Genomic DNA, 16993 nt, shown 5'->3' with positions numbered 1-16993 from the left:
TCACTACATTAGTATATAAGGTATTGCTCCATGCGTTATCCATTGGACTTTCATAACAACTTTAATAAAACACTTCTGTTTTGGATGGAACGTTTTGTTAAATTGAAACTGACCACACTTTCGAATCGTAATGTTCAAGACAAAACTGAATTCAATACTATTATTCAGCGTTTAAATAAAGGTGTTCAAAATATTGATGAACTCAAATCACTTTGCAAAGAAGCCAGACAGTGTGGACTTATTGGAATCAACACCTACATCAATCCTTTAGAAAAACTCTATGAACAGTTGGTATCTTTAGGGTTTGCTTCAATGAAAGAGATTGATGAGGAAACTCTAATCGATTTTTTAGCCACGTATACCTCTGGTTTATCCGATGCCACTAAAAAAAACTACAGAATGGCTCTATTATCGCTGTTTAAGTACATCGATAAACAAAATGAAGATGATGATGGAAAATCGCATGTATATAGGATTGAGCTTAAAAACTTTGCTGGTTTGGGTGGTTCTAAAGGACAAAAACTTCCTACATATATGCATGATGAAGAGATTGAACGTTTTTTACAAGCGATTGAAACAACATCATTTAAAGATTATGCCCAAGCAAAAAATCGACTGCTTATTAAAACCATCCTTTATACAGGGATGCGTGTAAGTGAGGCTTTAGATATTCAAATCAAAGATATTGTACAAGAAGATGGTTTTCATATTTTTAGAATCAGTGGAAAAGGGAATAAACAACGCATTGCAATGATAAAGAGTCACTACATACAAAAAGATTTAAATGAGTGGTTGGAGTATAAACCATCGACTCCCCTACTTTTCTGCTCTCGTACAGGAAAACGCCTCTCTCAACCATATGTATCTTACATCATGGATAAAATCCTACTTCAAGCAGGTATACGTAAAGAGAAAAATGGTGCACATATGCTAAGACACACATTTGCAACAAGGCTTTATCAAAAAAATCATGATTTGATTTTAGTGCAAGAAGCTTTAGGACATGCTGATTTAAACACTTCAAGAATTTATACACACTTTGATAAAGAGAGACTCAAAGCGGCCACATCCGTGATGGATGATTTTAAGTAGTTATCGACGTTTTCCTTGTGAAAACTCGATGATATAATCTGCAATTTCATCCAAGGAAACAACATCTTTCACTGCACCCGCTTCTATAGCTTTTGCAGGCATTCCAAACACAACGCAACTGGCTTCATCTTGTGCAATGGTATAAGCACCATTATCATACAACTCTTTCATACCAATGGAACCATCATCTCCCATACCCGTCATCATAACGGCCATGGCACCTCCTCCTATTTCATTATTTACACTTCTAAAAAGAATATCCACACTTGGTTTATGACGACTCACTCGTACCGTATCAAGCAGTTGTATCTTATAATTTTGTCCCGATCGAATAACACTCATATGCATATTTCCAGGTGCTAAATAGGCATGTGAACTTTGTAATATCATTCCATCTTTTGCCTCACACACCTCTATTTCAGAAGTGTTGTTTAACCTTTGTGCAAATGAGTTAGAAAAACCATACGGAATATGTTGTGTGATCACGATAGGGGGAAGATTGGCTCTTAACTTTGAAAATACTTTGATTAATGCTTCAACTCCACCCGTTGATGAACCAATTGCAATGATTTTTCTTCCAGGAAAAGTACAAGGACGTTTTACCAAGACTTCATCGGGGTGAATACGTTTTTCAACGCCATACTTATCTTCATTACCTGCACTTTTTCTTTTAATTTCAACTTGAGGTTTTGGTTTTTTCAGTGTATAACGTTTCAATAAAAATGTTAAGTTAAGAAGTGTCTCTTTAATACGTTTACCAAATGAGATCATGGATTCACCGGTTTCAGGTTTTGGAATAAATCCCACCGCACCATCATCAAAAATATCATTCCCACGAACACTTTCACCTGAAATAACCACAGCAGGCATTGCATGAAGTCTCATAAGGTTACGTAGAAAAACCACGCCATCCATTTTGGGCATGTTTATATCAATGGTTACTAAGTCAGGTTCATACTTTTTAATTTTTTCCCGAGCATCAAATGCATCCACAGCCTCTTCGATGACTTCAAATTCATCAATACTGTTTATCATATCTTTTAAAATTCTTCTCATAGAAGCAGAATCATCAATGACAATTACGGTATACATCCATCAAGCCTTTAAAAAAGTTCAATTTCCATTTGAGGTTCAACTTCTTTTGATTTTTTATCAAATAAGTCAACACCACCAACATACTCTTTAAGCACAGGCTCTCTCGTGATCTCTTTTTGAAGCAATCGCTCTTCACCAAGGATTTTCGCGTTAGTATCAGATTTTTCTGTTACTTTAATAAATGTTTGAAAATCAGTAGTTAAAAGAATCAATCGCCCTCTTTCACCTCGTGTGTGTTCAGATACAATCTTAAAACCTTCTGCTTTACAAAAATCTTTTGCAAACTCAACATTACGATGACCTATTGAAGCAATAGCCGACATATTCAGTTGCATAATATCTGCACCACCTGAAATTTTAGCCGTCATATTCTCTTTTCTGCAACCTAATTTATACATCTCATTGAGCATGGCCTCAACTGAATAAAGGCCATACTTCATATCCTCATTAGAGTTTGAAGTCGTTGGAAGCAAAAAATGGTTCATGGCTTTAATTTTTTTGACTTTATCATAAAACATAACAGCTACACATGACCCAAGCAGTGTCTTAAAAGCGACTTCATCATCGTCCAAACCAACAGCAAATTCACCACCAATAACAGTGTGTGCATTATAACCTTTGATTTTTTGAGTAAAACGTGAATTTGATGCTTTTTCGATACTACCGTCTTTATGTCCAATAATAATCAAACTAAATTTCCTTTATCTTTACAAATGTATTTTGCCCAGCTTTTTGAACATAATGTATTAAGTCATGAGGATTTTCAGAGTGTCCAATATAGAGTGTACCCCCTATTTTAAGGTGTCTGAACAACTTTTTTAAAATCAAATTTTGATCTTCTGCGGAAAAATAAATCAACACATTTCGGCAAAAAATAACATCAAATTGATTATCTTTAAAGGGATATGAAGCATCATTTAAATTCATTTTTTGAAAAGAAATCATACGTTTCAATTCATCTTTTACTTTTATTAAAACTTCTTCATTCCCAATATTTTGAACCACACGTCGTTTAAAATATTTTTGTGGTTTAACCCAATCAGGAAACTCTTTCGCACTTTTTGAAAACCGATAAATACCATCAGCTGCATATTGTAAAACATTGGTATCAATATCTGTTGCAATAATGGAAGATTTAATCGTTCGATTCAATTCTTCTTCTGCTTCTTTAACAGTCATGGCCATTGAATATGGTTCTTCTCCTGTAGAAGAGGCCGAGCAGTACATTTTAAGTTCTGCTCCAGAACCATTTTTCTCTAAAAACTCAGGAATAACTCTCTGTTTTAAATCGATAAAATGAAAATCTTCTCTGAAAAAATGTGTTTTATTGGTTGTAAATGAGTTAATAAATTCATTAATATACTCACCCTCTTCTATTTGATCCAATAAATCATCAATGGTACCTACAAATTTGGTATCTCGTTGTAATTTATACAACCGGTTAGAAATCATTATGTCTTTATTGTTTGAAAGTGTGATTCCTGTCAAACCATATAATAACTTCTTAACTTTTTCATTTAAAGCTAATGTTTTATCCATGGTTATGAAGCCTTAGCTGCTGCCTCTATCGTACTTCTTTCCACTTTTTTTTGTGCGTTAATGATTCCTAAAATATCTAAAATAAGACCAATACTTCCATCTCCACGTACAGTTGCAGCACCAATTCCTTCAACACTTCTGTAGTTTTTATCCAATGGTTTAACAACCACTTGATGTTGATGTAAGAATTCATCAATAAACAGAGCAACTTTCATATTTCCTGATTTAACAACAATCAACATACCATCTTCAATATCATGGTATTTTGGTTCAATTCCAAAGAGTTGATGTACTTTCACCACAGGAATAAATTCCTCTCGCAACATAAGAAGATCTTGTGTTCCATCACCAATTTTCTTAATCATATCTTCTGTAGGTTGAAGTGATTCAACAATTGAACTCAATGGTAAAATATATTTATGTTCACCTACTGCAATATCAAGACCATCAAGAATTGCAAGAGTTAATGGTAACACAATTGTAATGGTTGTTCCTCGACCTAACTCTGTATCAAGTTTGATTGCACCACCCAGTTTTTGGATGTTTGTTTTTACAACGTCCATACCAACACCTCGACCTGAGATATCAGTAATTTGTTCAGCTGTCGTCACTCCTGCACCAAAAATAAGCATTGCTTTATCATTTTCAGTCATAGAAGCAAACTGATTGTCATCGATTTGTCCATTTTCAAGCGCTTTTTGTGCTACTTTTTCAGAGTTGATTCCTCGACCATTATCTTCAATGGTGATAATCATTTGTCCGTTAGCTTGTTCAGCACTGATGATGATTGCACCCGTTTCATCTTTTCCACTGGCTGTTCTTTCATCTGGAGTTTCAAGCCCGTGATCAAGTGAGTTTCTAATAATGTGCATTAATGGGTCTGTTAACCCTTCAATCATAGCTTTATCAATCTCAACATTATCACCGAAATGTTTAAATTCAACTTTTTTACCCAGTTTTTTAGAGATATCTCGAACAACTTTTGGGAATTTAGAGTAAATAGACTCCATTGGTACCATTCGAATACTCATAATAGAGTCTTGCATGTCTCGAATATGTCGTTCTAACAGTTCCAATCTTTCAAGAACAGAAACTCGAGTTTTTGTATCTTCAATGGTTGTTGTAAACTGCGTTAACATTGCATTTGTGATAACCAAGTCTCCTACATTGTTCATCAGTAAGTCAATTTTATCTAGGTTTACACGAATATTATTAGTTGTAGCTGCTGCTGGTTTTTTGTCTGCATTTCTTTCTGGTCGTTTTCTTGCAGCCGCTCCAGCAGGTGCTCCTGCAGTAGGTTTTTCTGCTGGGGCACTGGCTTGTTGTGCTGCTTTTTCTTTAATGGTTGCATTGAGTCTTTCAATTTTTGCATTTGGATCCACTGGCCCTACTCCATCAAAAAATCCAGAACCATCTGTTTGCTCTTGTTGAACACGTTTCGCCTCTTTTCGTCCAAATGCAGAGTTTTGTAACTCTTCATCAAAGAATCCAAAGTTGCTGTTTTCATCTTCTAAGAAGCTTTCATCGAAAAAGCCATAAGGTTGAGATTCAAAGTATGCTTCTCCATCAAAATCATTTGTTGAAGATGAAGCTCCAGCTTCATCAAAAAATCCATACGTTTCAGATTGAAAAGAACCACCAGCAGAGGCAGGTGCTGTTTCCTCTGATTCATCCATCATTGATGCTTCAGCAACTTCTGGTGTGGCACTCTCTTCAACAGGAGCACCCCCACCATTTATATAATTTCGAATATCTGATAAAAGCCCTTCGGTCATCTCTGTAAAAGTCTCTCGAGTCAACTCTTCAGCAACTTCTAATTCAAGAAGTTCCTTCATAACATCCAGTGCATCAATTAATGTATCCACCATCTCAACTTGGAATTCGATTTGATGGTTTCTCAGTTTATCCATCATGTTTTCAACATCATGAGTAAACTCAGCAAAAAGTGCTAATTCAACAGAAGCACCACTTCCTTTTAAAGTATGAACATCTCTAAAGAGTTGTCCCATTTCATCTTCAGTTAAAGACCCATTACTCTCAGCCTCAAGTAAAACATTATTTGCAGACTCAAAAAGTTCAACGGCTTCTTCTAAAAACATCTCTCTATATTTAGAAATATCAAAACTAGACATATTGCACCTTCTTTAATTTAAATAAATAGTATATATTAACGACTCAATACGATATTAACCGCTTTTAATAACTGATCGGGAACAAACGGTTTAACAATCCATCCCGTAGCTCCTGCCGCTTTACCTTTTACTTTCATTTCATCACTTCTTTCAGTTGTTAAAACTAAAATAGGTTTTGAACCGTACTGAGGTAATTTTCGAAGCTCTGCAATCAAAGTGATTCCATCCATATTCGGCATATTAACGTCTGTAATGATTAAATCATATTGTGTGGCTTTCGCCTTTTCTAAACCATCTTTACCATCAATTGCCTCAGTCACATCGCTGTAACCGCCTTCATTTAACGCGTAATTTAACATGTCCCTTAACATAGTTGAATCATCAACGATCAAAAGCTTTGACATAAAAACCCCTTGTAGTCTCTTTTCATTTGTAACATTTGATATATAATAACCAAAGAACTATTAATTTAATATAAAAATTATAAACTTGATGAAGCCAGTTCTATTCTGTCTTTTTTAACATTTAAAACTTTGATTTCAACGCTGTCACCGACGTTTAAAACATCACTTACTTTATTGACTCTCTCTTTAGAAATCTTAGAGATATGAAGTAATCCTTCTCCACCTTCAGGCAGTGCAACAAATGCACCAAAATCGGTAATTCTCTCTACTTTTCCAGTATACACTTCATCTTGTTTATATATTTTTTCAAAATCTAAACTTTTAGAACTTTTTCGTGAGGGTGCATTGTTGGAAATTGTTTTGATATGTTCGCACGCACCTAAAACGTTATCTTTACTCTCTCCACTGACTTTTACATTTCCGCTGTCTCGGTCTAAATCAATTGATACATCCCATTTTTCAATGATCTCTTTGATTGTTGAACCTGCTTTTCCAATAACCGCCATGATCTTACCTGGATCAATGGCAAACTGTTCAATAAGAGGTAACGCTTCACTTGGCACAATCTCTGAAGCAGCCTCTTCCATGATAGCTAAAATATGAGTTCGTCCCTCTTTTGCTTGTTCGAGTGCCTCTTTTAAAACAGATAGTTCAATACCTCCGAGTTTAATGTCCATTTGAAGTGCTGTAATCCCCTCTTTTGAACCAGCAACTTTAAAATCCATGTCTCCATCATGATCTTCTAAGCCCATGATATCAGTTAAAACCGCATATTTTCCATCTTCTACGACCATTCCCATGGCAACACCTGCAACCAGACTTGAAACAGGAACGCCTGCGGCTTTAAGTGCCAAGGAACCACCGCATACGGTCGCCATAGACGAAGATCCATTAGATTCTAAAATCTCTGAAACCAATCGAATGGTATCTGAAAAATCTGAGTCAATCGTCGCTTCCAATGCTTTTTTAGCTAAATTACCATGTCCCAACTCTCTTCTTCCTACTCCAAACATTGGTTTGGCTTCACCCACAGAAAAACCTGGGAAGTTGTAGTGCACCATAAAATTTTCAGTGAATGTTGATTTTTCTGTTAATTTTTCATACATTTGCCCACTTTTTGCATCGGCCAATGTTCCTACAACCAGTGCTTGTGTTTCACCACGCGTAAAAAGACACGAAGAGTGTGCGGAAGGTAAAATATTGGTTTCAATACTAATAGGTCGAACTTGCTTAAGCCCTCTTCCATCAGCACGTACATTTTCATTAACAATCATGCTTCGTACCAACTCTCTTTTAACAATTGAAACCGCTTCATACACATCAGCTAATTCAAAAGAGTGATTCACGCAATGCTCATCATTTGAAATCAATTTAGCCACATCTTTTAACTCAGTTGCTCGCTCACTTTTTGCCAGTTTTTTAATCGCTTGTTTAATGTTTTCAGTATAGTTTTCTCTGACATATTCAATGATTGCTTCATCAATTGTAAACTGAACCAACTCAACTTGAGCCATCTCTTTAGAAACTGATTCAAAACCAACTTCATAGGTCTCATTGGCTTCTTTTAATGCAGTTTGTGCCACAGAAATGGCTTCAACCAATTCATCTTCACTCATCTCATTGGCTCTGTGCACTTTTGTAAATGCTTCAATATCGATTTCAACCATCTCTTCTGATGCAATTGATTTCATCTCAATCATTAAAAGCTCTTCTTTGCTTCCTGCAACAAAAAGATCTAAAGTAGATTCACTCATTGAAGTCTCATCAGGGTTAACAACATACTCACCAGCAATACGCCCTACTCGAACACCTGCAACTGATTTTTTAACTGGTAAATTAGAAGTATATAAAGCTGCAGATGCTGCATTTAATGCCATGGCTTGAATATCAACATCTTTATCTGCACTTAAAACCATTACCGTAATGGTTGTAGGATAAACAAATCCTTTAGGGAAAAGTGGTCGTAAACTTCTGTCAATCACACGCGCAGTGAGTGTTTCAAACTCACTTGGTTTTGCTTCACGTTTAAAAAATCCACCCGGTACTTTTGCTGCAGCGTATGTTTTTTCTAAATATTGCACCGTTAAAGGAGTAAAATCCTCTTCTACTGGATTATCAAATTCACTTACCACTGTAGCTAATACGACAGCATTTCCTAATTTTGCTAAAACAGAACCATTGGCTTGTTTTGCGACCTTATTAAACTCATAAACTTCTGTTTTATTACTTAATTCAAACTCACATACGGTTGACATATATTATCCTTTAGTTATCTCTTGTACTTTTTCAAAGGTGATCTCTTCTAACTCTTCATAATAAAAATCTATGCTGACAAAATGATCCAATTTTCGCACATAGTACAAATCATCTGCGATTGATTCAATGATTGGAGCACTCACTGTTGGAAGAATAGGAACGGCTACTGAAACCGACTTTGCCTTTAAGTTAATGGCTGTTTTAATACACGCCATCATTGTAAGACTGGTGTTTAACCCCTCATCTACCAATAATACATTTTTATTATGAAGATCTGACAATCGTTCACCATCTCTGTATTTATATATATATTTTAAAATCTCATTCTCATAGACTTGTTTTGCTTTTGAGAAAACAAAATCCAAACTGATATCAAATGTTTTAACTAACTCTTCATGAATAACGACCTCCTCACTTTCTGTTACAATAGCCACTTCACACTCTTCATTGTTGGGTGCTTCAATTTTATGGGAAAACATAAAATCAAATGAAGCTTTTAAGTTTTTTGCTAACTCGTATGCAATGGGAACAGCTCCTGCAGACGTTGCAATGATGATCCACTCTTCATATTTCATGGTATCAGCAGGCAACACATCAATAAGTTGCTGCATCGCATCATGTCGGTTTTTAAAATACTTTTTATTCAGTTTCATTATCAGTTTCCGCTTGGTTTAAATGATTGTCGAATACCACCAATTGGTTTTAACAATAAGTTAAAATAGACCACTTGTTGCCGACGTGAGTCATCCCCATCTGTGGTTGATGTGGCCACCAATTCATCTTCAAAACTGATATTAAGTTGCCAACATTGATCATTAATAGTAAAAATAATTCCCTCACGACTTTTAACATCATCTTGAATATTATAATCCAATCGATACGTTAACTCATAATCTCTGGCAAATCTTGTTGTTGCTGCAAGTGTATAGGACTCTAAATCCTCTTTACCTGAGTGAGGGGTGTTTTTTGACATATAATGCGTAGCATTAAATCGGAACCAATCATACGTAAAATTAAAACCTGACGAAGATTCAATCAATTCATTGTCTTGATTACTGTATATCAAACGATTATAAATAGAGCCTAAAATATAATTAAAGGTGACTTCATTTTCTAAATCACCTAAAGTTGAACTATTAAAATCATCATAAATAATGGCTTGTTTTAATTTATGATTAATGATTTGGCGTAAATTCTCTCGGTCATATAAAGAGTGATTAAGAGTAAAAGTAAGTGTTTTATCATCTTCTGTAACAGGGAAAGGTGCTAATTCATTATAATTGCTATTAATTGTATATAAATCACCTTTCTCTTTAATGCTATTTGGCACCGAAAATTGCGTGGTAAAGTTTAAAGTATGCAGATAGTTTTCATACGGCTTGATTAAATCCGTACCCACTTCTAAAATGTGTCTGTTTCGTAAATAACTTCCATCTTCTAAATGTGCAATCGAGTTATCATATTGCAAATTTGTAAACTCAAGCTCCTCTTTGAACGTCACACGGATATAGTCATCAAACATATTAAAAGAGTAAGAAATAGGAATATTTATATCATATTGTTGTGCTCGTATGCCTTCTTGTCTTGTGTAGTTTGTGTATCTGAAATCACTTGAATATATAAGATTATCAAAAAGAAAAGAGTCTGTAAATTGATGCAGTTGTACTTGTGGCAATTGTTGCATGATAGCATCATTACTCTCTAAATTTGTTTCATTATAGTGTCGTGCATAGATTCCACCATAATACTCTGAAGTTTTATAAAAATAATTAAGCTTCGATTCAATTCGTTTATTATAATTTTCAGCAAATCGTTCACCAGCAATATTATCAAACTCGACATCATTCAGCCACTTTGCATTGATGTATAAACCATCTTGGCTCTTATCATCTGAAAAAAGTTTACTTCTTTCATAATCCAAACTCCAACCAAAATGTTTTTTATTCTCTAAATCCTCTTGCTCATAATAGTCACTGTGTTCAGAAAAAATACCACTTGAAAATCGCAACATTGAATAAGGAGAGTCGGCCCATCTTAAATATGCATGAATTCCTTCTCCTCGATTGGTTCTAATTTGTGGCACCACTTCTAAGTCAAAATCAGGTCGAGGAGCATAATAAATTGGTTGAGAATAGAATACCCCTTCATCTCCAGAATATCCAAGTGAAGGGATCAATAATCCAGAACGTCTTGTGGTATCTGCAGAAAATCCAAAGTATGGAATATAAAAAAGTGGCACCGATTTTAAATAAAGACGTGTGTTAAACATATTAACCCATTTATCCTCCGTATTATAATCTCCACTTGAGAATTTCATACTCCAAAACGGATCTTCACAGTCACAACTTGACAATACTGAGTCTTCCAGTTTGATTTTTACATCTTTTTTTTCAGAAGTATTGGTATTAATCCAAAGGTTTGATTTTTTATCAAGTAAAAGTGTCGGATTTTGTATCATTTCATCGGTTTGCATATTCACAAAAGCATAATTACTTTGAGCTTGCAACATATTATCTTTTAAAATGACCACATCATCAAAAAGTTCAAACGTTTTGTTTTTTCTGTCATAAATCACTTTATTGGCTGTCATAAAATGGGTTTTTGAAAAAATAACCACATCTCCAACTGCTGTAACAATATCATTTTTAGTATCTAAAAACTTTGCATTGATTTGATACTTCTCTTCTTCTACTTCCTGTGCAAATATATTGCATGCAATTAATACAACTAAACATAATTTTTTAAGCATTTATCACCAACGTTTTACCAATTTTATCTTGTAGGGTTTGTCTTCCTTGCGTAAAAAAAGCCAACATAAATCCGACGTAAAAGAACATTTCGCTGATAAGTCTAAAGAAAGATCGAATAAAAGCTGCCCCAAAACTTACACGGCCAAAATTATCATAATCAACCACTCTGATTTTAACAACAATTTTTCCAATAGTTGCACCATAATACCAAATAAAGAAGCCTTGATAAACAAATTTCATTAAAAGAATTTGTCCCAAATTATCATTCATAATCATCAATAAATTAAGAAGTTCTCCATTGGTTGCATTTACTTGTTCCCAAAAAAGAACAACCACAACCAAAGTGATCAACAAATCGTCAATGATAAATGCAATGGCTCTTGAAATAAAAGAGGCCAACTCTAAATTCTTGGTTTCTATCTCTTCTTTATTGTATTGCATTGGAGGCTTACTTTAACGCTTGATATGCAATATCAGTTCGACATTTTTTACCTGCAAAGTGCACTTGTCCACACAATGCATAAGCTCTGTCTCGTGCTTGTTTGATACTTTCACCAAATCCCACACACACTAACACTCTTCCACCAGTAGCAAAGAGTTCGTCTCCTTCTTTACTTACACCTGCATAAGAGATATGAGTATTGTTTAAAATATCTTCATCTACAATCTCATCAACTATGATTTGTGCGGGTTCACTGCTTGAGTATGGGTAATTAGCACTCGCCATTACAACACCCACACCAAACTCTTTTTTAATTTCGATATTCAATGAATCCAAATCTTTGGTTGCACCTTTGTAGAAAAGTTCAGACACAGATGTTGCTAAAAGTGGCATAATGATTTCACACTCAGGATCACCAAATCGTACGTTGTACTCTAAAATGATTGGCTCACCATCAACCACCATGACCCCAATAAAAAGAACCCCTTCAAAAGGAGCTCCCTCTTGTTGCATCCCTTTGAGCGTTGGTTTAATCACTCTCTCTTCTACTTTTTTATAAATATCATCATTGACTAATGGTGTTGGAGCATAGGCACCCATTCCACCTGTGTTTGGTCCGGTATCACCATCACCAATTCGCTTATGGTCTTGTGCTGCAGGTAAAACTTTATAATTCTCTCCATCGCAAATAGCAAAGATAGAGAGTTCATATCCATCTAAAAACTCTTCAATAACAACATTATTTCCAGCATCACCAAAAGATGCCCCGCTTAACATATCTGCAGCTGCTTCTTTTGCTTCTTCTTTACTTTGAGCTATAATTACACCTTTTCCTGCACAAAGCCCATCTGCTTTTACTACAATAGGTGTTCTTGTCATTGAATCAATAAATGCAAATGCTTCATCTTTGTTTGTTGTTTCAATAAATGCTGCAGTAGGAATATTGTATTTTTTTAAAATATTTTTCATATATGCTTTTGAACCTTCAAGTCGTGCTGCAGCTGCACTTGGTCCAAAAATAGTTAAATCATGTTTTTTGAATATATCAACGACTCCATCAACCAATGGAGCTTCTGGTCCAACAATGGTTAAATCAATGCTCTTCTCTTTAGCCCATAGAGCCAACTCATTATAATCTTTAATATTAATATTTTCACCAAGGTTTGAAGTTGCACCATTTCCAGGCATAAAAAAAAGATTGTGCGCTGTTTCTTCTTTAGAAATCGCCAATCCAATAGAGTATTCTCGACCACCACTACCAAGTATTAATATATTCACTATTAAAATCCTTATTTAATTATTATCCAAATATCCAAGTAGACGTTAACCATCAAAATGGCCCACAAAAGCCAATAACTGCACGTAAGAGGCAACCTTAAGGAACAGTTCAGTTGAACCGTTACACACCAGTCGACTACGATTACACACATAAACACAGTATCGGACCCTCAACAATGGAAATCCCGTTATACTTAGATATAGACTTATTTTATCTAATAATGATTAAATAAGAGATTAAATTTTTCGTTTGTGACTTTGAAGATAAAAGAATTACTCAGATTAATAACTCTTTGGCTTTTTTAATACACTCTTCCATTGAAGTAGCTTCAGCAATGGTGTAGGAAACGATTTTTGGAAGATACTTGGCTGTTGTTCCTCCAATGACCACAGCTTTATAGCTTTCATCCCAAGTAAAATACGTAAAGAAACACTCAATTGTAGAAGGGGAAGAGAAGATAATAACGGAATCTTTTTCAATATCATACTTTTTTAGAAGTCTATTGCACGACGTTTCATAAACGGTTATGGACTCAATATCTATACCATTTTCTTTTAAGATATTGGGTAAATCAGAGAGCACTTTTTTAGCTTTTAAAAACAGAACTCTTTGCGTTGTTAAGACTTTCAACAATTCATTTGCAAACTCTTGTCCATGCCCACTGTGACCAGTGAAAACAACGTTTCCGCCCAGTTTTTGAACCTCTTTGGCTGTTTTAGGAGCAATCACATATGCAGGTACTCTTTTCCACTCTTGGTTAAAAGAGTCCACCGAGTATGCCGCGTTTTTTGATGTAAAAATCAAAGCATCATAACTTGAAAAATCAATCTTTTTGGGCAGATAATTTATACCTAAAAGAGGTATGTTTTCAACACCATCATAGATTTGATCATTGAGTGCATAAATTTTAGCCATTAACCATTGCCCTTTTTTCAATATCATTCATTGCTTGTTGCAGTGTTTTATACATATGAATTGAGGAGAAAACCCCTTTTGTATCAATTTTAAGTACTTTTCTTCGATTGGCCTCATTTAAAAGCAAATAGACCTCCTTATGTTCTTGCACAAGATGTTGCACGATCTCTTCCAGCGTTAACATTGCAGAGAGGTCAAGAAAACCAACACTGTAGGCATCAATAATAATATTCTCAACATTTTTCAATTTATTCATACGCTTCTCTAACATTTCAGACGTTGCAAAAAAGAGTGACCCATGAATTTTCAACACTTTTGTAGTTGACTGTTTTAAATCCAAAGCAATAATATCTTTGGATTTTTTCGTTTGAAACTTTGTGTGTTTAGAAATATGATAAATAGAGAGAATGGATGCAATCGTAATACCTACACCTACGGCCATAATCAAATCAACAAACACCGTTAATAAAAGCACCACACTCATAATGACCAAATCTTTTCTTGGTACTTTGGTCATGATTTTAAAGAAACGATAATCTAAAATATCAAATCCTACTTTGATTAAAATACCCGCTAACACAGCCAATGGAATTTGTGAAGCCAGAGGGGCAAGAAAAAGCACAATGACTAACAACGTAACCGCATGAACCATTCCTGAAAGGTTCGAATCACTGCCGCTTTTAATGTTAATAACCGTTCGCATGGTTGCTCCCGCTCCAGGAATAGCTCCCACAAATGAACACAAAGCATTACCAATACCTTGTCCTATTAACTCTTTATTGGAGTTATGTTTTGTTTTGGTCATGGAATCAGCAACCACTGAAGTTAAAAGTGTATCAATCGTTCCTAATAGAGCCAAAGTAACTGCAAACGTAACCACCTCTTTGAGTTTAATAAACTCAAAAGTTGTAGGCAAGATAAACTCTGGAAGTGTGGTAGGAATTTCCCCAATAGTTGGAATTGAAAAAGAGAAAAACACACTCACATATGTCATCACTACTAAGGCAATCAAAGCTGAAGGTATAATTGAAGATATTTTCTTAGGTGTAAAAAACATAATCACGAGTGTTAAAGTTGCAATTATAAGTGAAGGAAGACTGGCATTTTGAAATGTTTTAGGTATGTCAATAATCGTTTGTAAAATTGGACCCGAAGACTCTACACCGACAAAAGGGTTGATTTGAAGTAAGATAATAATACACCCTATTCCACTCATAAAGCCTGAGATTACAGGATAAGGAATATAACGAACCCATTTACCAATACCTAAAACACCAAAGGCTATTTGTAAGATTCCAGCAATAAGTACAACGGTCATGACGGCATTAATGTCACCTGAAAAAGCCACCACTGCTGAAGCAATAACTACGGTCATGGGTCCCGTAGGACCAGAGATTTGTGTTTTGGTTCCCCCAAATAAAGAAGCAAAAAAACCTAAAATAATCGCACCATACAAACCGGCCGTTGCTCCAGCACCACTTGCAACACCAAAAGCCAAGGCCAATGGTAAAGCCACAACCGCTGCTGTAATTCCACCCAGAACATTATTTTTAATATTATTCAACGAATCACTCCTTTATTTGATTTTATATCAATATTGTGTTACAACCTCTTCCTCTTCTTCTCTTTCACCTTTTCCTCTTGTGACTAAGTGAATTGGTGTTCCTTCAAAATCGATATTCTCTCTTAAAAAGTTCATCAAATATCGTTTATAACTGAAATGCAGAAGTTTTGGTTTATTCATAATCAATGCAATTCTTGGAGGTTTCACACCAAATTGTGTTGCATAATAAATACGTAAATAAGCCCCATTTGGACTTGGCAATGCATGTCTCATCACTGCTGTTTCAATTGTTTTATTCAACACTGACGTAGAAATACGTCGTGAATAGTTCTCATGAATAGCAATGATTTTATCTTTAAGCCGGTCAATACTTCGTCCTGTTTTTGCTGATACTGCAATTATAGGAGCAAAAAACAAGAAGCGAAAACGTCGTCGTACCTCTTCTTCAAGCTTTTTAAAGGTATCCATGTTCTCATCCCATTTATTTAAAACAATGATGGTTGCCAAACCATGTTTATCGACCAATCCTGAAATTTTTTCATCCAAATCTGCAAAAGGTTTACTGGCATCTAAAACAAGCAGTGCAATATTTGCTTTTTGAAGCATATCTTCTGTACGCATTAAAGCATACTTCTCAATCCCTTCAATACTTCCACGTCGTCGTAAACCAGCAGTGTCCACAAAAGTGATATTTTTACCTTCATACTCAAAAGACTCATCAACAGGGTCAATGGTTGTACCTGCAATAGGAGAGACTACTGAACGTTCCTGTCCCGTTAAAGCATTTAAAATAGAGCTTTTCCCCACATTAACTTTTCCAATAATGGCAACTTTAATCTCATTACTCTCTTCTTCAATAACTTCTTCGATAAGCTCTTCATCATACTCAAACTCATCGTCCTCTTCACCCTCTTTCTCTTTTTTAACTTGAATAGGTTCAACTGTCTCTGGCAGTCTGTCATAAATCCAATCAAAAAGTTTTGTTGTTCCCCGATTATGAGAGACTGAAATTCCAAAGAGATTCTCTTCACCAATACCAAATTCATAAAAAGACCACAGTCTCTCCATCTCTTTATCATTATCAATTTTATTGACAACCAAAGCCAACTCTTTGCCCAATGCTTGAAGCTCATAATACAACTCTTTATCTTTATCATCTGGTATTCGTTTCCCATCTACCATAAACAGTATGATATCTGCTTCTTTGGCTGTCTCAACAGACTTTCGTTTCACATTTGAAAAAATGGCATCATCAGTCTCATCAATACCACCTGTGTCAAGCATTAAAGCTTCTTTATCGAAAATCTCTACATTGTGTTTTCGAATATCTCTTGTTGTCCCTGATTGTTCACTGACGATTGCAATTCTCTTTTTTGCAATTCGATTAAACAAAGAACTTTTACCAACATTTGGTTGCCCAATTAACGCTATTTTTTTCATTTTTATTTTCCCAATTTTATATTTTGCCTAAACGAAAAAAGGTATTAGCAAAACTGCTAATACCTTTTATCCAAATCTTAAAAGA

14 protein-coding genes are annotated in these 16993 nt (G+C 35.1%); 1 reads left to right on the top strand and 13 read right to left on the bottom strand.

Annotation, left to right across the window (positions count from 1 at the left end; genetic code table 11):
* The first annotated feature begins 30 nt into the window (after positions 1-30).
* The gene (locus CRV04_RS04200; RefSeq protein WP_128995561.1) at positions 31-1092 is read left to right on the top strand and encodes a tyrosine-type recombinase/integrase; all 1062 of its coding nucleotides are present in this window, start codon (positions 31-33) and stop codon (positions 1090-1092) included.
* Here the strand turns inward: CRV04_RS04200 and CRV04_RS04195 are convergent, their stop codons facing one another.
* The 13 genes from CRV04_RS04195 to der form a co-directional block, all read right to left on the bottom strand.
* Positions 1093-2184: a protein-glutamate methylesterase/protein-glutamine glutaminase gene (locus tag CRV04_RS04195; RefSeq protein ID WP_128995560.1), complete on the bottom strand. Its 1092-nt coding sequence runs from the start codon at positions 2182-2184 to the stop codon at positions 1093-1095.
* 11 nt (positions 2185-2195) lie between these two features.
* Entirely contained in the window at positions 2196-2876 is a 681-nt protein-coding gene (locus CRV04_RS04190; protein WP_128995559.1) for a chemotaxis protein CheD, read from the bottom strand.
* Position 2877: 1 nt separating this feature from the next.
* On the bottom strand, positions 2878-3726 hold the full coding sequence (locus CRV04_RS04185) for a CheR family methyltransferase (RefSeq protein WP_128995558.1): 849 nt from the start codon (positions 3724-3726) through the stop codon (positions 2878-2880).
* 2 nt (positions 3727-3728) lie between these two features.
* Complete coding sequence (locus CRV04_RS04180; RefSeq protein WP_128995557.1) at positions 3729-5858, bottom strand: chemotaxis protein CheA; 2130 nt, start codon at positions 5856-5858, stop codon at positions 3729-3731.
* Between the two features lie 35 nt (positions 5859-5893).
* Positions 5894-6262, bottom strand: coding sequence for a response regulator (locus CRV04_RS04175; protein WP_128995556.1), 369 nt, complete (start codon positions 6260-6262; stop codon positions 5894-5896).
* Positions 6263-6339: 77 nt separating this feature from the next.
* Positions 6340-8517 carry a polyribonucleotide nucleotidyltransferase gene (locus tag CRV04_RS04170; protein WP_128995555.1) on the bottom strand — a complete coding sequence of 726 codons (2178 nt, stop codon included), beginning with the start codon at positions 8515-8517 and terminating at the stop codon, positions 6340-6342.
* 3 nt (positions 8518-8520) lie between these two features.
* The gene (locus CRV04_RS04165; protein WP_128995554.1) at positions 8521-9171 is read right to left on the bottom strand and encodes a phosphoribosyltransferase; all 651 of its coding nucleotides are present in this window, start codon (positions 9169-9171) and stop codon (positions 8521-8523) included.
* A 2-nt stretch (positions 9172-9173) separates the two neighbouring features.
* Positions 9174-11267, bottom strand: coding sequence for an LPS-assembly protein LptD (locus tag CRV04_RS04160; RefSeq protein WP_128995553.1), 2094 nt, complete (start codon positions 11265-11267; stop codon positions 9174-9176).
* Positions 11260-11709: an RDD family protein gene (locus CRV04_RS04155; protein ID WP_128995552.1), complete on the bottom strand. Its 450-nt coding sequence runs from the start codon at positions 11707-11709 to the stop codon at positions 11260-11262. The genes CRV04_RS04160 and CRV04_RS04155 overlap by 8 nt, the downstream gene beginning before the upstream one ends.
* A 7-nt stretch (positions 11710-11716) precedes the next feature.
* The gene (gene purD / locus CRV04_RS04150; protein ID WP_128995551.1) at positions 11717-12988 is read right to left on the bottom strand and encodes a phosphoribosylamine--glycine ligase; all 1272 of its coding nucleotides are present in this window, start codon (positions 12986-12988) and stop codon (positions 11717-11719) included.
* Between the two features lie 277 nt (positions 12989-13265).
* The gene (locus CRV04_RS04145) at positions 13266-13904 is read right to left on the bottom strand and encodes a uroporphyrinogen-III synthase (RefSeq protein WP_128995550.1); all 639 of its coding nucleotides are present in this window, start codon (positions 13902-13904) and stop codon (positions 13266-13268) included.
* A complete protein-coding gene (locus CRV04_RS04140) occupies positions 13897-15468 on the bottom strand; it encodes a SulP family inorganic anion transporter (RefSeq protein ID WP_128995549.1) in 1572 nt (523 codons plus the stop codon). The genes CRV04_RS04145 and CRV04_RS04140 overlap by 8 nt, the downstream gene beginning before the upstream one ends.
* Before the next feature lie 27 nt (positions 15469-15495).
* A complete protein-coding gene (gene der, locus CRV04_RS04135; protein WP_128995548.1) occupies positions 15496-16908 on the bottom strand; it encodes a ribosome biogenesis GTPase Der in 1413 nt (470 codons plus the stop codon).
* Between the last annotated feature and the right edge of the window lie 85 nt (positions 16909-16993).

The organism is Candidatus Marinarcus aquaticus (genome assembly GCF_004116335.1).
Classification (GTDB): domain Bacteria; phylum Campylobacterota; class Campylobacteria; order Campylobacterales; family Arcobacteraceae; genus Marinarcus; species Marinarcus aquaticus.
Note: the sequence above shows the minus strand (reverse complement) of the source record. Positions and strands in the feature narration are given on the sequence as shown.